Genomic DNA, 19,079 nt, shown 5'->3' with positions numbered 1-19,079 from the left:
TCTTTGATTTGTTTCGTGAAGCGACCTTCGTCGCTTGAAGCAGACCTAAAAGCGATGCTTATGATTTAATACTCTAAATGAGCAGTCATATTTGCGCGCTTCAATAGCCCACCACTCACCACTCGAAAGGCCCCATGCATGTTTCTCTCTCGCTGGTTGCCCGGCTTGGCCAACCTGTTGCAGTATCGCCGCGAATGGTTTCGACATGATCTGCAGGCCGGCTTGTCGGTGGCGGCAATCCAGATACCCATTGCCATCGCCTATGCGCAAATTGTCGGCCTCCCGCCACAGTACGGTTTGTACGCATGTATTTTGCCGATGATGGTTTACGCCCTGATCGGCAGTTCGCGACAGTTGATGGTCGGCCCGGATGCCGCTACCTGTGCCATGGTCGCTGGGGCGATTGCGCCGCTGGCGATGGGCGACCCGGCGCGTCTGGCGCAACTGTCGGTGATCGTCACGATTCTGGTTGGCTTAATGCTGATCGGTGCTGGCCTGGCACGGGCGGGGTTCATCGCTAGCTTTTTCTCGCGGCCGATCCTGATCGGTTACCTCAACGGTATCGGTCTGAGCCTGTTGGCAGGGCAACTGGGCAAAGTGCTGGGATTTCAGATCGAGGGCAACGGTTTCATCTTCAGCCTGATCAATCTGCTACAGCGCTTGGGGGACATTCACTGGCCAACGCTGGGGATCGGCGTCGCAGGCCTGGCCTTGCTGATCTGGCTGCCACGTCGCTACCCGCACCTACCGGCGGCGCTAGTGACGGTGGCCGTCGCAACCTTGGTCGTCGGCCTGTTTAGCCTCGACCGTTTTGGCGTGGCAATTCTGGGTCCGGTGCCGGCGGGCATGCCGCAATTGGCTTGGCCAAAAACCAATCTTGAAGAAATGAAAAGTCTACTACGCGATGCCCTGGGCATCGCCACCGTGAGCTTTTGCAGCGCTATGCTCACCGCCCGCAGCTTTGCGGCTTGCCATGGTTATTCGATCAACGCCAACCACGAGTTCCTGGCCTTGGGCGTTACCAACATCGCCGCCGGGGTCTCTCAGGGCTTCGCCATCAGCGGTGCCGACTCGCGCACCGCAGTCAACGACATGGTCGGCGGTAAAAGTCAGCTGGTGGGGATCATCGCCGCTTCGGTCATCGCTTTGATCCTACTGGCCTTCACCACGCCCTTGGCCTGGATTCCGCAGGCCGCCTTGGGGGCGGTCCTGCTGATGGCCGGCTGGGGACTGATTGATGTGCAGTCACTGCGAAAGATCTACAAGCTCAGTCGCTTTGAGTTCTGGCTGTGCGTACTGACCACCATCGGCGTGCTTGGGGTCGGCGTACTGCCGGGCATCATCATCGCCGTGACCCTGGCGATCCTGCGCTTGCTCCAAAGCATCTACCAGCCCACCGATGCGGTGCTCGGCTGGGTGCCGGGTATCGAAGGCCAGGTCGATATCCGCCACCATAAGGATGCGCGCACGGTGCAGGGGTTGGTTGTGTATCGCTTTGACGATGCCATCCTGTTCTTCAACGCCGACTACTTCAAGATGCGCTTGCTTGAGGCCGTGCAGCATGAGGAACAACCGCGAGCGGTGCTGTTCGATGCTGAGGCGGTCAGCTCGATAGATGTCAGCGGTATTGCCGCACTGAGGGAGGTGTGCGATACCCTGAAAGCGCGCGGCATCTACTTCGGCATCGCCCGTGCACGTGGGCGTTTTCTGCGCATGCTGATACGTTCGGGACTTGCGCGGGAGATGGAGGGCGAAAGGTTATTTGGTTCAGTGCGTTCGGGCATCAGAGCCTATCGGTTGTGGCGTAATCGCAGTAGCAAGGGACGGGGTCTTTAGAATCGACAAGGGCTAAGCCTTGCTTGCATCTCGAGAACGCCAAATAGCCAGGGCATTGCCCTGGCTATTGCACTGAACAGGACCTGCCTGGAATGCGGGCCACCCGCAGACAATTCCAGCGAAGGCTAATATCGTGGAGTTTTCTTACAGGTCTTTGATCGTCCGTACTTGGTCTTTGTTAATACGTTGAAATTTACCATCCAATTGCTTGAACTCATAGAAACCACTCTTTGCGTCATATTTTGGCGCATCCAGCGTTTGAAGTTCGCGGCCGTCGTTGAGCACAATCGACGATGGGGTGGCACAGCCAGCCAATACGCAGAATGCAAACGTAGAGGTGACGTATTTTACATATTTCATAACAGAACTCCATTATTGATGATTCAAAAAACACAAAGACTATTTAACTAACCTAATTGGTCACTATGCGCGTTTTAATTACTACTCTACTGAGTAGTTACTTCGTATTAGCTCCGCAGTCCCACTTCAGATCCAGCCTAGCCAACTCCAGTAGGTACTGGCGAATACCAGTAACAACACATAACCAATCAAAGTGATGAGAATACCGACCCGAGCAAACTGTTTGGGGGTAAACGTGTCGGTTCCCAAGCAAACCATATTCTGCGGTGCATTGATGGGCAGGATGAAACCGAAGCTCACAACGAACCCGAGCAACATAGTCATTCCTACGCGACTGAACTCGCCTGGAAGCGTGAGGAGCACAGCCATGAGAATGGGTAACAGTGCCGAAGTCAGAGCCGTAGCACTGGCAAACCCCAAGTGGATCACGATCAGAAACGCGCTGAGTATCGCAAAAACGCCCAGCGGACCGACCTTGTCCAACCCCGTATGCTCCACCACCTGCGCACCTAGCCACTGCCCGGCCTGTGTGGTCAACAACGCAGTGCCCAAGCTGATCCCGACACCGAATACGATCACCGTGCCCCAGGGAATACGGGACTGAACGTCCTTCCAGGTCATCACACCGAAACGCGGTAATAGGAGAATGACTAATCCGGCATAGGTGGTCGATGTGGTGTCGAACGAATGCAACCGGCCTTCGCTTGCCCACGCCAATAAAAGCAGCAGCGATACCACTCCCAAGCGTTTCTGCGGACCAGTCATAGGTCCAAGCTCGGCCAAACTTTGCTTCACTGCTGCCAATCCACCCGGCACCCTGTCGCTTTCAGGGGGGAGCACTTTCAGCACCACCACAATCAGCACTAACGACATGATCACTGCCCAGGGAGTCCCCGCAATCAACCAATCGATCCATGACACTCTTTGGTCCAGCATCTTCTCCATGAACCCCACCGTCAGCAAGTTCTGTGCGGCAGCTGTTTGAATACCCACGTTCCAAATACTGGTACCTTGGGCAACAATTATCATGAGACCGGCTGCGATATTGGAGCGCTTGGCCACGCCAAAGGCGGCGATCACCCCCATCATGATAGGCACCACGCAGGCACTACGCGCGGTGGCGCTGGGTACTACCAGGCTCAGTAGCACGATCACCAGCATTGCGCCGAACAGGATCCGCCGTGTGCTGGCCCCGACCTTCGTCAAGGTCACAAGTGCTATGCGGCGATCCAGCCCGGTATGAGTCATCGCGGCAGCGATGAACAATGCCCCAACCACCAACGCAAGGGCTGGATTGGAAAAGCCGGTGAGTGCCATTGAAACACCAGCCGATGAACCATAGGTGAGTGACGGGGCCTGCACGGTTGGTGCAGTGCCGATCAATATCGCTATCAGCGAAGTGATCATGATGGCACTGGCCTCGTATGAAACCGCCTCGGTCACCCAGACCGTGACCGCAAACACCAGGATGGCCAGCATACGGTGTCCGGCTACCGGCAACTCCGTAGGCAACGGCAAGAACAACACGATCACCATGGCCACAACCGCGACGATCAGTCCCGGCGGAAAGCGTAGCTGTTGCTGTGGGGTAGCAGTTGAGGCACCTTCATTCATAGGATTCTCGCTAAAACGGTAAAAGGGAATTAAACAGCCTCACGCATCGGAAAAGGTCCAGCCGCACGCTTGGCCCTAACAAATGGGGGACTGTGGCTGGCCGTAGTCAGCTGTCCAGTGCCGGTTGCGGATCCTGGGCACGTCCTCGAAATGCTCGCGAGGAAAGCATCGTGGTTGCACAACCGGCTTCGAAATAGCTCATGCCATACCGCCTCTGGAAAACAGCCGAGAGGCAGACAACTTATCTATCGCGAACTCATAGCGACTCATGCTGTTTAACACGACCAGAATGGTGTTGTAGTGCTCACGTGATGAGATCCCCCATACATGAAAGCGCGCCTCGTTCGCGGATACCAGTTTCTACATTAGCCACTAAGCTACTCCCGCCTCGGTTGTCAGCAAGTTCCCCGCGCACTACAGCACTACATCCGGTCCCACCCTGCCGATCCAGGTGGCCCTGCCCCTGAGCCAGAGGTTAATTTGCTCATAGGCTATGCCGCCAAACAGAGATGACTTCAAGCTTGAGGAACCGGCCTTAAGCACCAGCAACAATCCGCTGGTCTGGATCGCCATGCGTAGTTCCTGCAATGCGAGGCGGACGGGTGTTACTGGCTGAGAATGACCTTGATCGCTTTTTCCTGGGCCGCGTTGCCAAAGACCTCGTAAGCCTGAAGTATGTCATTCAGTGCGAAGCGATGAGTGATCAACCGGCCCGCATCGATTTTGCCAGCTTGCACCGTCTTGATCAGCATCGGGGTAGTGTTGGTGTTCACCAACCCGGTGGATATGTTGATGTTTTGGATCCATAGCTTTTCCAGATGTAGCTCCACGCTCTTACCGTGCACTCCCACGTTGGCAATATGGCCACCTGGGGCTATCACCGATTGACAAGTATCGAAAGAAGCTGGAATTCCCACCGCCTCAATTGCGACATCCACACCAATGCCATTGGTCAATTCAAAGATACGCTCGATAGCATTTTCGGTCTTGATGTCGATCACGTGGGTGGCACCGAAACGTTTGGCAACCTCCAGGCGATTGCTATCACCGTCGACCGCGATCAGCATGGCCGGAGAATAGAATTGAGCCGTCAACAATGCCGCCATACCCACCGGCCCCGCCCCGACTATCACCACGCTGTCACCAGGCTTGACCTTGCCGGCCAAGACCCCGATTTCAAACCCTGTGGGCAAGATATCGCTCAGCATCACCAGGGCTTCCTCATCCGCACCCGCAGGAACCGGATAAAGGCTGTTATCGGCATGCGGAATGCGGACGTATTCAGCCTGAGTTCCATCGATCATATGGCCAAGAATCCAGCCGCCGTCAGCGCAGTGAGAATACATCTGACGCCGACAGTTGGCGCAACTGCCACAAGAGGTCACACAGGAGATCAGCACATGATCACCAGGTTTGAAATTGCGTATAGCCGAGCCGACCGTCTCGACAATGCCAACCCCTTCATGGCCAAGGGTCCGTCCAGGCGTAACCGCAGGAACATCGCCCTTGAGGATATGCAAGTCAGTGCCGCATATTGTGGTGTGCAACAAACGAATAACGGCGTCAGTAGGTTTATCGATGACAGGGGTAGGCTTGTCGGTCCAGTCTTTAATGCCAGGACCTTGATAGACGAGGGCTTTCATAGTGTCTTCCTTTATCCGATAGAACATCAGGATGGAGCGCACGTGCTGGACTGGCGGCCTTCTTTGAGGCACTGAGTATTCCCTGACCGGCAAAGTAAAGGCTGGCCCAATTAAATCATCACTCATTGAATAAATCAAAGGATTACCAACCCGGCACGCCCTCACGGATCCTCGCGGAAAACCCTGTGGAGTCCTCCTTCGCACGCTCAGTGATGCGGCCGACCTCTCGCAGTGCTTCAAGCGAATAAGCCGGCTGCAGGCCACCGACATCGTGAACATAGCCAGGCAGGTAACCGGTCAGGAGCAACCGGTAATCCATCGGCAACCCTGTCACAATGGTGTTCATCATGTCGAAAACAATGCTGGTACAGTTGGCGCTGACGGTATTGTAAAAGCGCGGGTGACTCAGCAAATCATTGGCCTGCTCAACGTAGGACAACAACAATGCTTTGCGCTGGGGCGCCGATAACACAATACGATAGAGGTAATCGTCCTCACCGCGCACGTTGGTTCTAACCCGCAACGCGTCACGTTCATCGGTCGCCAGAATACTGACTTCGTACTGCTTGAAAAATCCGCTGATCGCAGAATAGCTCTCGCCCTTTTCCTTACGGGTTTCGACACTGAACAGCAAAAACCTACCATCCTCGAAACCGAACGACACCAAGATGTGGGCTATGGCAGGCATCCCCCAGTACGAAGTGATGAGGTCCACCGAAGACAAGTGCTCCAGGTCATATTCACGTGTTTCCCAACGGGCACGGTAATCTTCATCCGTCTGCCACTCGAAGTTGCGCACATTGCTCATTGTCAGCCGGCTGCCTTCAAGTTTCCCGGAGGTCATCTGCGCGACATCGTCTGCCCAGATGCGCTCGTTCGACGGTGTGAGCGTACCCCACCAGACTCCGATAGTTGCCAGTAATACGGCGTAACCGAGAACGGCTCGCCAGGGCCTTGTGCTCCATGTCAGTACCGCAAAACCTATTCCGCATAGACACCATACGAAGATCACTGCATTACAGGCCCACAACGGCAATGGCAGTCGATAACTCAACGCCAGTGCACCCCAGGCGATAAGAACGGTACCTATCAGGGTCAGCAGGCTGCGCAGCAATAGGTCGATAACCTTACGCACAGGTCTCATTGGCGCCTCCCTGGGGAGTCTTTCATATCTGCAAGATGCTGTTGAAGGACACGGCGAATCTCGATAATTGCTTCGGGGGTTTCTTGCACGCTATGACCTGAGGACACTATTTTTTCCGATTGCGCACCGAGCAGATGGCTGCTGCTATAGGGCACTACTCCGTCGTCAGAAAGGGTCAGCGCAATAGACGGCGTGTAGTTACCGATAATGCTGTGATACTGCACCTTTGGGGAGATAGGAAGATCTGCCACCGCCATTACAAGCGGATCATGATTGCTCAAGTTGTCGATACTGTTTAGCGGACGCACCATAGCGGCTGAGGAGGCACTGCCAGGCATCACCAACAATTGTCCCAATTGCTTGAACCGATCGAGCACCGACACCGGCAACTGTACTAGTCCGGCTGCCCAACGTGAAATGCGATTCTCGGCGAACGGCGTACCCTGGTGCGGAGCGGCGACGAAAATCGCGCGGCTGACCTGAGGCAAAGGCGAGAACTTCAGAAACGGATCTAGATTTTTGTGTGCAGCCGCCAGTTGTCGATCATTCAGTTTGTACTTGGCCAACAACGTATCTCCCACCCCGGCTCCAGACGTCGATACCATAAGGCGCGACAGGACACCACCCATGCTGTGACCTACCAGAACCACGTCACGACTGGCCCGCGCTGTTCCCTCGGGATCGAAATGCTGCAACGTCTCCTCAATGACGCTACGGATGGTGGCATTGTTTAGCGCAAGCGGCAGGTTCGTCGGATAGTACAACTGCCACACTTGGTAATTGCGTCGCAGGTGTTCATCACCGAGGACTTCATTGGCAACGTTAATCCAGGCCTCGGGGCTACTTGCCAAACCATGCAACATGATCACGACATGGCGCTCTGGGTCGTACGGCTGCAAGAGATATAGATGGGGCTTTTTCAGGACATCCCCCCTCCCTACCAACGTAAGCAACGATTGACGCGCAAAACCGGAACGCGCTAGCCACAAACCATAGCCCGAGGTGAAGTTGGCCGCCAACGGCGTTTCAATGCCGCCAAGCGTCACAGCGTCTTGGTGATACGGGTCGTAGGCCAGCACTTCGACCTCATCGGTGGCTAACACCTGCTCAAGGGTTTGGCCTGGAAAACGAGCGACTGCGGTCACCGCTGGAAAAGGCGTTTCGCTCCAGGACTGTTCGTCGCTGTCGCTGTTAACCACCTTTTTCGCTGTGACAGCCACTAGTTCAGCACCGAGTCCATCACGGCGATACTGGTTGCGCAGTCCTGCAAAAGATAATGAGGCGGCAGGAATCAATTCTTGTGGCAAAAAACGTTCATTGGCCAGACGCACATTTTCCATACGTCCGAACACCGTCCAGCGTCCTGCACGTAGCCGGAAATTCCCCCGGTCATCCTCGGCCTGTGGCGGACGACCGCGATACCGTTCGAACAACTCACTGAGTGCTTGCTGGACGGAAAAGTTGTAGTAATCGCGCACCTGTGATTGACGGTCTTCCAAAGCTCTCTGACTGGGCGATCTAGTTGTCAGGAACAGATAAGCGTAGGCATAACGTGCGCTCTCCAAAAAAGCATCGGTACGGCCTTCGGCACTTAACGAACTGCGCGAATCCTGAGCCTCTTGTAGCCATAATTCAGACAGCGTGGAAAGACGCTGTTCCTCGCCCAACCCTGCGTTAAGACGCACCTGTTCACGGCAGGCACTTGGGTTCTCACTGCAGTCTTTTTCGGCAACTCCGGCGACCTGTAGCGAGGTACGCGCGGCGACACTGAGCTTTCCTGACGTCAGCGCATCGCCACGACGAAGCGAGAGATAATCGCGATTATCAACGGCATTGACCTTGACCCCGGCGCAACCGACGGTAGCGATCATGAGTACGACCAACATTGCTCCAGGACAGATACGAGCCAAGCCATTCAATTGTTGCAACGACACAAAAAGACCTTACTAGTGAACTAACGAAAATGAGCGCATCCGCCGTGCGGCGGAAGACGTTGCTATCAGGCCATTTGGCTAATCGTTCTGCGAAAACGGGAAAGAGGACTCGCCTCGACGTCCACACTGAATAACGATGGTTGAGCCCCGATCGAGAGCAGCCGTCGCATGTAAGACGCATCACAGCTCAAATGCTACGATTAGCCCATCATGAAAATTTATTCATCGATCGCTGATTAAATCCCTGCTTGGCTCTGCATGTCAACCAACCCGTCTAGACCAAGGTATTTGAACCAATGCACACCGAACTCACCAAACGGCGAGGCCGACCACCGAAAGCCAATGAGATCAAACCTGATGCCATCATTCGGGCGGCCCTAAAGTCGTTTGCAGCGCACGGCTTCGAAGGCGCTAGTCTGCGGCGCATCGCTTCCACTGCAAACGTCGACGTGGCTCTGATATCACACCGGCACGGCACAAAACTCGAGCTTTGGAAGGCTGTCGTAGACGACATCGCAGATAAGTTTGTCGTGCAACTGAGCCGACCACACGAGCCCTTCGATCCCGCTAACCAGACATCCATGCAGCGACTGCTGTTTGCCGTCGACCAGATGATTGATTTTTCAGCTGCATCACCTGAAATATCGATGTTCGTGATCAAGGAAGTCGCGCAGCAGCACGAAAGATTCCTTTATGTTTATGAGCGTCTCATAGGGCCCGCCCAAGAAGTGTTGCTACCCATTGTTGAGCATGCTGTCGCTGATGGTTTTCTAAAAAACGTCGACCCCCATCTGTTTTTTTATAATGTTTCTGGTGCCATTGCTCTGACGGTTTCGTTGCGATCTTTCGTCGGGCAGTTTGGGCGTAATGCATTCAGTTCAGAAAGCTTTTCATCCAGTATGAAATCGTTGTGGAGGGTACTTCTTCAGCAGGAAATCTGAGCGTCCCGCTGTGTCCCAAGCCGTAACCGTTTGATATCGCTGCCCGCAGATGGGGTTGTTTGTGCCATCGATACCAAAGCCAGACAGTCTGGTCCTTTTAATTGCCTTTTTACTAACCAAACACAAGTTATTACTAGCGAATGAGGCGCAGATTTCTGCTCTCCAACTGCGAAAGTAAGGCCACCGTCATGCCTCCAGCCGCATCAGCAATTCTCCTCGCCACGACCATTGGCTTCTCGGCGCTAGACGGCTTGATGTTGGGCATGCGCGGCGATGCGATGGACCCGGCGCGGTGATTTCCTCATGGAAATCTGGAAGCTGGGCCTGGAAAGAGTCAGCCATAAGCTCTACCACGAGTCAGGCCTGCTGGGGGTTTCCGGAATTTCCAGCGACCCGCGTGAACTGCTTGAGGTAGAAGCCGGTGAACCTCGCGCAGCCATGGCCCTTGCCTTATAAATGTGCCGTTTCCTGCATGAAGCCGGCGCGCTGCTGGCGACCTTGGACGGCCTGGACGTACTGGTGTTCACCGCTGTCGTCGGCGAACACAACGCAACGATTCGGGCACGCATGTGCGCGAGCCTAGAGTATCTGGGCATCGAACTGGATGCGGTGATTTCGAGTCCGACCAGCCGGGTCACCGTGGTGGTCGAGCCCAGCAATGAAGAGCGGGGTTGCGCCCTGGATGCTTGGCATATAACCCAGGTGGGCATCTGATTGGGCTCGGGTTCGTGTGCCAGGCAATGCCCAACGGCGGAGTCCAGCGTAGACGCTAGGCCCATTGGACAAAGCGTCGCGTGCGCGCCAACGCACGCGATCGTCAATTCAAGGACTTGCGCAGGCGTGAAAGCGCGACGAAAAAGAACACGCTGCCAATCGTCACCAACGCCAGTAGCTGCGGCCAGATGATCGACAATGAAGCACCACGAAACAGAATCGCCTGACTGAGCTCGACGAAATGCGTGGTGGGTGCCGCCAGCATGATGTTCTGCACCCCTTCGGGCATGCTTTCACGGGGGGTCATACCTCCCGAGAGGATTTGCAAAGGAATCAGCGTCAGGATGATCAACAGCCCCAACTGGGGCATCGAGCGGGCCAGGGTACCGTAGAAAATTCCGATCGATGTGGTGGCAAACAAATGCAAAGCAGCGCCCGCCAGGAACAGTGCGAGCGAGCCATTGATAGGAATCTGCAACCACTTCTCGATGATAAAAAACATCGACAACCCCGCTGCTGCCAGCACTACCAGTGCCATTGACCAGACTTTGGCCACCATAATTTCAAACGGAGTGATGGGCATGACCAACAGATGTTCGATGGTCCCGTGCTCACGCTCGCGAATCAGCGCTGCACCGGTGAGGATGATCGATAGCATGGTGATCTGGTTAATCACCTCGTTGATCGCTCCGAACCAGCTGGAAATCAAATTCGGATTGAACTCCATATGGACCACCGACACGACCTCGTCGGCCGTGACAGCGCGGTAATGCTTGAGAAACTCGGCCACCTCCGTGCCTATGATCTGCTGGATATAGCCAGCCCCAGAAAACGCCTGGCTAATCTGGGTGGCATCGACGTTGACCTGTATCGTCGGCTTACGCCCGGCAAGCAGGTCCTGCTGGAAGCGCGCGGGGATATTCAGCGTGAAGGTATAGACGCCCGAGTCCATGCCACGGTCGATCTGGGAGTAGTCGATATCCACCGGCTTGAGGAAGTACGGCATCTGGAACGCGTTGATGATTTGGTTGGACACCTGCGACCGGTCTTCATCGACGATCCCAATGCTGGCCCGGTGCGGCGTCTCCGGCACACTGGTGGCAGCCGAGTAAACACCGAGGGTGAACGAGAATACGATCAGCGCCAGCAACGCCGGGTCGTGGTACAAGCTACGCAGTTCCTTGATGCCCAATTGCAGGATGTTGGAGAGACTGGACACTCACTTCTCCTGCTTTTTCAGGCCGGCGACGCTGAACAGCGTCAGCAGCGGGATGGCAATCAATAACGGGATGAAATAGCCGTACAGATCCGCCAGCCCTAACCCCTTGGAAAACACCCCACGGCTGATGGTGAGGAAGTGACTGGTCGGATACATATTGCCGACCAGCGTGCCCACGCCTTCCAGGGATGACACCGGATTGAGCAACCCGGAAAACTGAATCGCGGGCAGTAGCGTGACGATCGCAGTGCCGAAAATCGCCGCAATTTGGCTGGAGAGGATAGACGACATCAAAAGCCCCATACCCGTGGAACAAATGAGGTAAAAAAAGGCACCGATGATCAAAGTTAGCAGGCTACCTTTGACTGCGACACCGAAGACCATCACCGCCAGCAGCAACAACAGAATAAAATTGATCATCCCCAGGGCGATATAGGGCAATTGCTTGCCCAGAAGGAACTCCAAACGCGTCACGGGCGTGACATACAGGTTGGTGATTGAACCCAGCTCCTTTTCCCGGACTACACCCAAGGCGGTAAGCATGGCCGGGATCAGCATCAGCAACAGCGGGATCACCGCCGGAACCATCGCCGGAAGGCTCTGTACATCGGGGTTGTAGCGATAGCGCAAGGCGATGTCCACCGGGCTGCCGGACGCCGTGCCAGTCGTTTCCAGCAAACGCTGCTGCAAATAACTGGCATGAATCCCGGCCACATAACCCTTGATGGTTTCAGCCCGGGTCGGCATGGCACCGTCGACCCAGAAGCTCACCTCGGGATGGCTGCCGCGCTTCAGGTCACGGCCAAAGCCAGGCGGGATCTCTATCGCCAGGCTTATATCACCTCTTCGCAAGCGCTGATCCAGGTCGTCGTAATCGCGCAGATCCTGCTTCTCGGTGAAGTAACGCGAGCCGGAGAGGTTGAGGATATATTCTTGACTGGATCCCGTCTGGTCGCGGTCAAGCACTGCGTAGCGCAGGTTCTCTACATCCAGATTGATACCATAGCCTATAATCAGCATCAGCAGCCCGGTGCCCAGCAGCGCAAGCGTGGCGCGGACCGGATCACGGCGTAACTCCATGGCCTCGCGACGGCTGTAACTGAGCAGGCGGGACAAGCTGAAGCGCGACTGCCGAACGGTCCTGACAGCATCCGCTGCTTGCGCGACGGCCGCTGGGGCCTCAGCCACTGTTTGCGGGGCCGCGACATCCTCCAGGTAGGCGATAAAGGTTTCTTCCAGCGTTGGTAAACCACGCTTGTCCATCAAGGCTTGCGGCGTGTCACTGTCCAGTACGCGACCGGCATGCATCATCGAAATTCGGTCGCAACGCATCGCTTCGTTCATGAAGTGCGTGGAGATGAAAATCGTCACGCCCTCTTCCCGGGATAACTGGATCAGCAACTCCCAGAAATTATCCCGCGCAACTGGGTCGACACCGGAGGTCGGCTCGTCGAGGATCAGAATTTCCGGATTATGGATAACCGCCACCGCCAGCGACAGACGTTGCCTGACGCCCAGAGGCAGATCATTGGGCAAGCTGTCGGCTACGGAAACCAGGTCAAAGCGCTCAAGCATTTCTTTGATACGCTGGCCCTGCCGCTCCTTGGGTAGATGAAATAGGCGCGCGTGCAACTCAAGGTTCTGCAAAACGCTCAACTCGCCATACAGCGAGAAGCCTTGAGACATGTAGCCCACGCGGCGTCGAGTCTCGATGTCCTTGGGGTCGACATCCTGCCCGAACAGCTGAGCCTTGCCTTCGGTAGCGGGCTGTAACCCAGTGAGCATCTTCATGGTGGTGGACTTGCCACAACCATTGGAGCCCAGGAAGCCGAAAATCTCGCCCTTCTCGATACGAAAATCCACATGATCCACGGCGACGAAATCCCCGAAGCGACAGGTCAGGCCGTGGGCTTCAATCGCCACAGCAGCTTCTGCTCCTTGGGTTTTACGTGGCGGAATGACCAACGTGTGATGGCCACGGCGCTTTTCTTCTGGAAGCAAGGCGATAAAAGCCTGCTCCAAATTTTCGCTGTGGGTGCGCTCCAGCAGCTCAGCGGGCGAGCCGGTGTCCAATACCCTACCGGCATCCATGGCCATCAGCCAGTCAAAGCGCTGAGCTTCGTCCATGTAGGCAGTGGACACCAGTACGCTCATGCCGGGACGATTGCTGCGAATGCGCGCGATCAACTCCCAGAACTGATTGCGCGCAAGGGGATCGACGCCAGTAGTCGGCTCGTCAAGGATCAGCAGGTCAGGATCATGGATCAACGCACAGCACAGGCCCAGTTTCTGCTTCATGCCTCCGGAGAGTTTGCCCGCTGGGCGATCGGTGAAGCCATCGAGGCCGGTGCTGCGTACCAAATCATCGATACGTCGCTTGCGCTCGGCTTGCCCCTGCCCGAACAGACGGCCGAAAAAATCCAGGTTTTCGAATACCGTCAGAGTGGGGTACAGGTTTTTGCCCAAGCCCTGAGGCATGTAGGCAATGCGCGGGCATACCTGACGTCGGTGCCCGGCATTGGCCATGTCGCCATCCAGCACCTGCAACGAGCCCTGTTGCAGTTTTCGCGCACCGGAAATCAGTGCCAGCAGACTGGATTTGCCAACCCCATCGGGGCCGATCACCCCAACCATGCAGTCAGCCGGTATCTGCAGCGTCACGTCGTCCAGCGCACATTGCTTACCGTAGTGCAGGCTTATTCCGGCAAGCTGCGCGACGGTGGTTTGAGGCGCGGTCATTGCGGCACATTGATCTGAAGTTCAGCCGGCCATTGTGCATCGGTATCCAGCTTGAGGTACGCCATACCGGGCAGGCCAGTTTTGACCTGATTCAGATGTTTTTCCAGCAGCTTGCGATCAATCCGCGCCTTGACCCGAAACATCAACTTTTCCCGCTCACTGCTGGTCTCCACGGTCTTGGGCGTGAACTGCGCCACACTGGCGACATAACTGACCTGCGCAGGGATCACATACTGTGGCGCAGCATCCAGAATCAGCCGCACGTCAGAGCCCAGCGCCACGCGCCCAGCCTGGGCCGTGGGCAGGAAGAAGGTCAGATAGACGTCATTGAGGTCTACTAGGTTAAGCACCTTGCCGCCGGCGGCCAACACCTCGCCAGGTTGTGCCACTCGGTACTGGACCCGCGCCTGGCGGTCGGTTTTGAGCTGGCTGTCAACGATATCGGCCTGCAACCGATCAACCCCTGCCTTGAGCGCTTCAACGCTAGACTGCGCTTCGATGACCTGGGATTTGGCGGCAATAATCGCTGCTTCGGCCGACCAGACCTGAGCCTTGGCCGAAGCCACCGCCGCCTGGTTGCTTTGCTGCACGGCTAAATCGTCGTCCAACTGCTGACGAGCCACGGCGTTGTACTTGATCAGTTGATCGGTACGTCCGTAGCGTTTTTGCGCGGCGGTCAATTCGGCAACCCGCTGATTGACAGTGGCTTCGGCAGCCTGCTTTTCGCTCTGGCGTTGCTGAACGATGGCGCTGGCGGTTAGCACCGCATTGTCGGCCTGCCGTACCTGGGCCTGGGCCTGTTTCAATTGCGCTTCAAGCACTTGCACATCCATGGTAGCAAGCACCTGGCCAGGCTGAACGAAGTCGCCTTCATCCGCATCAATGGTCAGTATGCGCCCCGCCAACTTGGTGGCCACATCGATTTCAGTGGCCTCGATGCGTCCATTGCCACTGGCAAAACCCTCACCCAGCCCGGATGGTCGAAGCTCCATCCAGGCCCAGAACCCCAAGCCGACGACAATCACCCCGCCCAGCACAAACTTCATCGCGCTTTTCTTGCCTGCCAAGTGCATCACTCTTCCTTAACATTCGATCACAAAGGCGCTCCCGGAGCGCCTGCCCACCAAACCTGGCCGGTAAAAAAATCGCGCACGTTTATTTGAGGCTATCAGGCACATCAAGCGCATAAACTGATCTGGATCAGTATTCCGCTAGAAATTTTTGGCAGGTTTGCCAGAACTATCTAAGTAGATTTACTCGTCAACATTCAGCCAGCAGAAGGAGTCGCACATGAATAAAAACGAACTGATCGAGGCTATAGCGAGCTCCACCGACCTCCCGAAGTCTAATGCCGGGCGCGCACTGGAAGCCCTCACAACCATCATATCCACTGCGTTGCAAAGTGGTGAGAACGTCACCTTGGTTGGTTTTGGTACCTTTGCGGTGAAAGCGCGTGCAGCGCGCGACGGCCGCAACCCTCAAACTGGGGGCACCATCAAGATCGCAGCCGCGAAGACGCCTAGTTTCAAAGCCGGTAAGTCGCTGAAAGGCGCGGTTAACTAGACGCCGGCGGCGATTACCCAATACCAACTCTGTGAGAGCGCTGGTATTGGGGCTTCAGCAGCCGAACACGCTTGCCGGACACAGGGAACTGTCCATGTCATCCATACGAAGCCTGCTTAAACGTCGTTTTCCTCAGATCGTTCATTCGGCACAATTTAATCGCTGCTGAATCCTCAACAGGAATCCAGCCTCAAAAGCATCTTGGCGGTCACCGACAGCAAAGGTCTTGCGGGTTTGCGCCAACGCCCACCACAGGGGAATCTCGCCGGGCGTATCAAGCCAAGCCTGAGCGCATTGCACGCCACGTTCGATCATCGGGGCAAACTCGCTGCCCCAAGGTGTCAAAAGACTTGGACAACCATCCGCAGCGGGAATTGAAAGGTAGTTTTCGTTCATACGCACCCTGGATTTCTGATTTATTGTTAGACGCTGGGCCCAGCTTCGAAAATCTTAACGAAACCAAATGAACGCTCGATAACAGGCATGAGCATAAAATGGCCTAGATCAATGTCAATGTAGACTATACCCCGTGGATTGAGAGTCCCTCTAGGCGCAATTTGCGCGCATGACTCAAGACTACGAACAGCTTCGTCTGCATCTGGCGGAAAACATTCGCCTGATGCGACGCGTGAAAAACCTTACCCAAGAGCAATTGGCGCTCATGGCAGAGGTGGATCGCACCTACGTCAGTCAAATAGAACGATGCACGGGCAATCCGTCGCTATTGGTCCTGTGCAAGCTCGCCAATATTCTCGAAATCACCACGGATCAGCTACTTGCAGAACCCGATACTCTGCGCAGCGCCCTTCACGTCAAATAATAGTCTCACGACTCACAAATCCGATAGGTCCGCCTTCATAATTTCCACTGACAGCCTTCAGTCCGTAATCGAACCTGCCCAGGCCATACACCGAGAGCCTGGATCATGCCTGTTGCCTGCTCGTCAATTTCGCCCACAAAGCTACGGCCCCTGGCGCTAAGCATCCTGCTGGCGTGCGGCCCAAGCATGGCGCTGGATACTGGCAGCATCACCGCCTCTGTGCTTTCGCCAAATTGCCTCGCCTACAGGGTCGTCGGTATTTGTTTCTGGCTGCTCTGCACGCCCTTCGGCTGCACAGTCAAAACCTCGACCAAGGTTCGTCATTTCATTCCTGAACTCGTGGTCTCGAGCTGTGCCATCACGGGCAATAACCCCTGGACCGAGATGGCCACCCTCTCCGCTCCCATCAGCGGTGCGGAGGGGGGCGGCAACCTGATCACCCCGAACACCCACCGCGACAATTTGCCTCGCTTCAAAAACGTTGATGGCATAGGTCACCCCGGTGGCTGGGCCGCCACGCAATTGGCTTCTCAATCCGGCTACGCCTGCGCCAGCGGCGCTACTGCGTTCATGCCCTATTACCTGAGCACCCTGGACACACTGGCCTGGCGCCATGGCATTCAGAGTGTTCTCACTGATGCGCTTGCTCAGGTCGCTTCGATGCGCAAACAAGTAGCGTTGCGCAGGGACAACCTGGTCCAGCAAGTGACGCACGATCTCCAGCGCCTGTACCGACAGCGGCACGATATAAGGCGGTACATTTTGGGTCTGTTTACCTGGCTTCCGCATCGCTAGCTGAAGTTGTTTCACCACTTCCGCTGGTATGATCCACAAGCGCTTCTCCAGATCGAACTGATCGGGTGTTGCCAACCGCAATTCGCCCGTGCGAACACCGGTCAGCAGCAACAACCGAAGGCCAAGCCGAGTTTGGTTGGCGCCACCGTAATTTCGAAGAGCAGCCATCAATCCCGGAAGCTCGTCCATACGAAGAAATGGGTTGTGCGTAACCGGAGGTTTGGGGAGTGCGACAACGTCAAGATCTGAAGCTGGGTTGTGTTCCAGCCCCTCGATTTTCACCAGCGCATAGCGGAACAATTGGTTGAACCAGGTCCGGCATTTTTCGGCTGTCGTTAAGGCCTTGCGCTGTTCGATCCTGCTCAGTAAATCCAGCAGATCGTGACGATTGATATCATAGATGGACCGCCCGCCCAGGGTGGGCAGGACGTCTTTATTGAAGATTCTCAAGATCTGCGAGAGCGTGCTCTGCCGCCCTTCCTTCAGGCTTAGCCTGCGGAACTCTACCCACTGATTGAACACGGCCTCGAAGGTGTGCTCTGTCGCAAAACGAACAGCAAGCCGCTGTTGTTTGCGATGCTCATAGGGATTGATGCCCTGGGCAACCAAGGTACGGGCTTCATCACGACGGGTACGGGCTTCTTTAAGCCCAATTTGGGGATAACTACCGAGGGACATGCGCTTCTGCTTGCCTGCCCAGTAGTAGCGGAAGAGCCAGACTTTTCCGCCCCTGGCCGTCACATTGAGTGTGAGACCATCACTGTCGCCGAGGGTGTAGTCATTACCGGTGATTCGGGCGTGCCGAACTGTCATTTCTGAGAGTGCCATCGCGAGCTCCTGAACAGAGTCAGGGCCAGATGCTCATCTCGTTGCGCAAACTGCTCCAGCATCAAACCGATTCGGTACGCGTCAGGATTCTGGACTCAATCCTGGACTTAAACGCACCGGATAGTGCTGGATTTCAGTGGTTCCCGCTGGAACGAAAAAAGGGCCTAAAGGCCCTGATTTCAATCACTTACAGAATTCAGTGGAACTCTGCAGCGCAATATTTGGAGCGGGAAACGAGACTCGAACTCGCGACCCCGACCTTGGCAAGGTCGTGCTCTACCAACTGAGCTATTCCCGCGTCTTGGTGAGGCGCATTCTATAGAATCCTCAGCACCCGTCAACCCCTTGATTCAAAAAAGTTTTATTTTTTTTCAACAGTGGTGCGCAGATGAGGCCAGGCAGCGCGTAAATACTGGAGCATGGACCACAGCGTCAGGCCGGCAGCGATGAGCAGCAAGGCGTAGCCCAGCAAGACCCAGAAGGAAAAGTCCGACGGGTTGGCCAGCAGGATCACCAACGCGAGCATTTGCGCGGCGGTTTTCCATTTGCCCATGTTCGACACGGCGACGTGGGCGCGGGCGCCGATTTCGGCCATCCATTCGCGCAGGGCCGAAACGACGATCTCGCGGCCGATGATCACCGCAGCCGGCAAGGTCAGCCACAGGTTGCCGTGTTCCTGCACCAGCAGCACCAGGGCCACGGCCACCATCAGTTTGTCGGCCACCGGGTCGAGGAACGCGCCGAACGGCGTGCTCTGTTCCAGGCGTCGGGCCAGGTAGCCGTCGAGCCAATCGGTGGCGGTCGCAACGGCGAACACCGAACTGGAGGCCATGTAGCTCCATTCGTAAGGCAAATAGAACAACAAAATGAAAATTGGGATAAGCAGGACGCGTAGAACGGTGATCAGATTAGGGATATTCATCGGCACA

Annotated in this window: 15 protein-coding genes, 1 tRNA gene and 3 pseudogenes; 6 read left to right on the top strand and 13 right to left on the bottom strand. The window is 55.8% G+C overall.

What is annotated here, in order from left to right:
- Positions 1 to 138 precede the first annotated feature (138 nt).
- Positions 139 to 1,836, top strand: coding sequence for a SulP family inorganic anion transporter (locus MOQ67_RS11970; RefSeq protein ID WP_014338734.1), 1,698 nt, complete (start codon positions 139 to 141; stop codon positions 1,834 to 1,836).
- A 144-nt stretch (positions 1,837 to 1,980) separates the two neighbouring features.
- Here the strand turns inward: MOQ67_RS11970 and MOQ67_RS11965 are convergent, their stop codons facing one another.
- The 6 genes from MOQ67_RS11965 to MOQ67_RS11940 form a co-directional block, all read right to left on the bottom strand.
- Positions 1,981 to 2,196, bottom strand: coding sequence for a YgdI/YgdR family lipoprotein (locus tag MOQ67_RS11965; RefSeq protein WP_014338733.1), 216 nt, complete (start codon positions 2,194 to 2,196; stop codon positions 1,981 to 1,983).
- A gap of 126 nt (positions 2,197 to 2,322) precedes the next feature.
- Positions 2,323 to 3,810: a DASS family sodium-coupled anion symporter gene (locus MOQ67_RS11960; protein WP_014338732.1), complete on the bottom strand. Its 1,488-nt coding sequence runs from the start codon at positions 3,808 to 3,810 to the stop codon at positions 2,323 to 2,325.
- 414 nt (positions 3,811 to 4,224) lie between these two features.
- Entirely contained in the window at positions 4,225 to 4,383 is a 159-nt protein-coding gene (locus MOQ67_RS11955; protein ID WP_155717231.1) for a hypothetical protein, read from the bottom strand.
- 32 nt (positions 4,384 to 4,415) lie between these two features.
- Positions 4,416 to 5,453, bottom strand: a complete 1,038-nt coding sequence (locus tag MOQ67_RS11950) for a zinc-dependent alcohol dehydrogenase family protein (protein WP_014338731.1) — start codon at positions 5,451 to 5,453, stop codon at positions 4,416 to 4,418.
- A gap of 142 nt (positions 5,454 to 5,595) precedes the next feature.
- A complete protein-coding gene (locus MOQ67_RS11945; RefSeq protein ID WP_034113453.1) occupies positions 5,596 to 6,597 on the bottom strand; it encodes an Lnb N-terminal periplasmic domain-containing protein in 1,002 nt (333 codons plus the stop codon).
- Positions 6,594 to 8,468 (bottom strand): esterase/lipase family protein, encoded by a 1,875-nt coding sequence (locus MOQ67_RS11940; RefSeq protein WP_080570032.1) that lies wholly within the window; start codon positions 8,466 to 8,468, stop codon positions 6,594 to 6,596. The genes MOQ67_RS11945 and MOQ67_RS11940 overlap by 4 nt, the downstream gene beginning before the upstream one ends.
- 359 nt (positions 8,469 to 8,827) lie before the next feature.
- Between MOQ67_RS11940 and MOQ67_RS11935 the strand changes: the two genes are divergently transcribed.
- Positions 8,828 to 9,472 carry a TetR/AcrR family transcriptional regulator gene (locus MOQ67_RS11935; protein ID WP_034113455.1) on the top strand — a complete coding sequence of 215 codons (645 nt, stop codon included), beginning with the start codon at positions 8,828 to 8,830 and terminating at the stop codon, positions 9,470 to 9,472.
- 273 nt (positions 9,473 to 9,745) lie between these two features.
- Positions 9,746 to 10,186, top strand: a pseudogene (locus MOQ67_RS11930) (hypothetical protein).
- A 103-nt stretch (positions 10,187 to 10,289) separates the two neighbouring features.
- Here the strand turns inward: MOQ67_RS11930 and MOQ67_RS11925 are convergent.
- The 3 genes from MOQ67_RS11925 to MOQ67_RS11915 are packed head-to-tail and all read right to left on the bottom strand — an operon-like array spanning position 10,290 to position 15,190.
- Entirely contained in the window at positions 10,290 to 11,405 is a 1,116-nt protein-coding gene (locus tag MOQ67_RS11925; RefSeq protein ID WP_014338726.1) for an ABC transporter permease, read from the bottom strand.
- The gene (rbbA, locus tag MOQ67_RS11920) at positions 11,406 to 14,144 is read right to left on the bottom strand and encodes a ribosome-associated ATPase/putative transporter RbbA (RefSeq protein WP_034113458.1); all 2,739 of its coding nucleotides are present in this window, start codon (positions 14,142 to 14,144) and stop codon (positions 11,406 to 11,408) included.
- Positions 14,141 to 15,190: an HlyD family secretion protein gene (locus tag MOQ67_RS11915; protein WP_372436608.1), complete on the bottom strand. Its 1,050-nt coding sequence runs from the start codon at positions 15,188 to 15,190 to the stop codon at positions 14,141 to 14,143. Before MOQ67_RS11915 ends, rbbA begins: the two co-directional genes overlap by 4 nt.
- Before the next feature lie 244 nt (positions 15,191 to 15,434).
- Here MOQ67_RS11915 and MOQ67_RS11910 point away from each other — a divergent pair, with 244 nt between their 5' ends.
- Positions 15,435 to 15,707: an HU family DNA-binding protein gene (locus MOQ67_RS11910; protein ID WP_034113460.1), complete on the top strand. Its 273-nt coding sequence runs from the start codon at positions 15,435 to 15,437 to the stop codon at positions 15,705 to 15,707.
- 141 nt (positions 15,708 to 15,848) lie between these two features.
- On the opposite strand, the gene MOQ67_RS11905 is transcribed toward MOQ67_RS11910, so the two are convergent.
- A complete protein-coding gene (locus MOQ67_RS11905; protein ID WP_034113462.1) occupies positions 15,849 to 16,103 on the bottom strand; it encodes a LasR-specific antiactivator QslA in 255 nt (84 codons plus the stop codon).
- A gap of 169 nt (positions 16,104 to 16,272) precedes the next feature.
- On the opposite strand from MOQ67_RS11905, the gene MOQ67_RS11900 reads away from it, so the two are divergent.
- Together MOQ67_RS11900 and MOQ67_RS11895 are read left to right on the top strand one after the other, a co-directional pair.
- Positions 16,273 to 16,527 carry a helix-turn-helix domain-containing protein gene (locus tag MOQ67_RS11900; protein WP_034113464.1) on the top strand — a complete coding sequence of 85 codons (255 nt, stop codon included), beginning with the start codon at positions 16,273 to 16,275 and terminating at the stop codon, positions 16,525 to 16,527.
- A 105-nt stretch (positions 16,528 to 16,632) separates the two neighbouring features.
- Positions 16,633 to 17,184, top strand: a pseudogene (locus MOQ67_RS11895) (TIGR03756 family integrating conjugative element protein); the annotation flags it as partial.
- On the opposite strand, the pseudogene MOQ67_RS11890 reads toward MOQ67_RS11895, so the two are convergent.
- The 3 genes and pseudogenes from MOQ67_RS11890 to pgsA form a co-directional block, all read right to left on the bottom strand.
- Positions 17,146 to 18,150, bottom strand: a pseudogene (locus MOQ67_RS11890) (tyrosine-type recombinase/integrase); the annotation flags it as partial. The pseudogenes MOQ67_RS11895 and MOQ67_RS11890 overlap by 39 nt on opposite strands.
- A gap of 222 nt (positions 18,151 to 18,372) precedes the next feature.
- Positions 18,373 to 18,448 (bottom strand) — tRNA-Gly (locus tag MOQ67_RS11885).
- Between the two features lie 63 nt (positions 18,449 to 18,511).
- Positions 18,512 to 19,072, bottom strand: coding sequence for a CDP-diacylglycerol--glycerol-3-phosphate 3-phosphatidyltransferase (gene pgsA / locus MOQ67_RS11880; RefSeq protein WP_448675927.1), 561 nt, complete (start codon positions 19,070 to 19,072; stop codon positions 18,512 to 18,514).
- Between the last annotated feature and the right edge of the window lie 7 nt (positions 19,073 to 19,079).

This window comes from Pseudomonas sp. LY-1, assembly GCF_053502595.1.
This window is presented reverse-complemented; position numbering and strand designations above follow the sequence as displayed.

What these genes read in the sequence shown, in the direction of transcription:
- pgsA (WP_448675927.1), bottom strand. Translation starts at nt 19,072, where the DNA reads ATGAATATCCCTAATCTGATCACCGTTCTACGCGTCCTGCTTATCCCA.
- MOQ67_RS11945 (WP_034113453.1), bottom strand. Translation starts at nt 6,597, where the DNA reads ATGAGACCTGTGCGTAAGGTTATCGACCTATTGCTGCGCAGCCTGCTG.
- MOQ67_RS11950 (WP_014338731.1), bottom strand. Translation starts at nt 5,453, where the DNA reads ATGAAAGCCCTCGTCTATCAAGGTCCTGGCATTAAAGACTGGACCGAC.
- MOQ67_RS11965 (WP_014338733.1), bottom strand. Translation starts at nt 2,196, where the DNA reads ATGAAATATGTAAAATACGTCACCTCTACGTTTGCATTCTGCGTATTG.
- MOQ67_RS11970 (WP_014338734.1), top strand. Translation starts at nt 139, where the DNA reads ATGTTTCTCTCTCGCTGGTTGCCCGGCTTGGCCAACCTGTTGCAGTAT.
- MOQ67_RS11900 (WP_034113464.1), top strand. Translation starts at nt 16,273, where the DNA reads ATGACTCAAGACTACGAACAGCTTCGTCTGCATCTGGCGGAAAACATT.
- MOQ67_RS11955 (WP_155717231.1), bottom strand. Translation starts at nt 4,383, where the DNA reads ATGGCGATCCAGACCAGCGGATTGTTGCTGGTGCTTAAGGCCGGTTCC.
- MOQ67_RS11910 (WP_034113460.1), top strand. Translation starts at nt 15,435, where the DNA reads ATGAATAAAAACGAACTGATCGAGGCTATAGCGAGCTCCACCGACCTC.
- MOQ67_RS11940 (WP_080570032.1), bottom strand. Translation starts at nt 8,468, where the DNA reads ATGATCGCTACCGTCGGTTGCGCCGGGGTCAAGGTCAATGCCGTTGAT.
- MOQ67_RS11915 (WP_372436608.1), bottom strand. Translation starts at nt 15,190, where the DNA reads ATGAAGTTTGTGCTGGGCGGGGTGATTGTCGTCGGCTTGGGGTTCTGG.
- MOQ67_RS11960 (WP_014338732.1), bottom strand. Translation starts at nt 3,810, where the DNA reads ATGAATGAAGGTGCCTCAACTGCTACCCCACAGCAACAGCTACGCTTT.
- MOQ67_RS11935 (WP_034113455.1), top strand. Translation starts at nt 8,828, where the DNA reads ATGCACACCGAACTCACCAAACGGCGAGGCCGACCACCGAAAGCCAAT.
- MOQ67_RS11905 (WP_034113462.1), bottom strand. Translation starts at nt 16,103, where the DNA reads ATGAACGAAAACTACCTTTCAATTCCCGCTGCGGATGGTTGTCCAAGT.
- rbbA (WP_034113458.1), bottom strand. Translation starts at nt 14,144, where the DNA reads ATGACCGCGCCTCAAACCACCGTCGCGCAGCTTGCCGGAATAAGCCTG.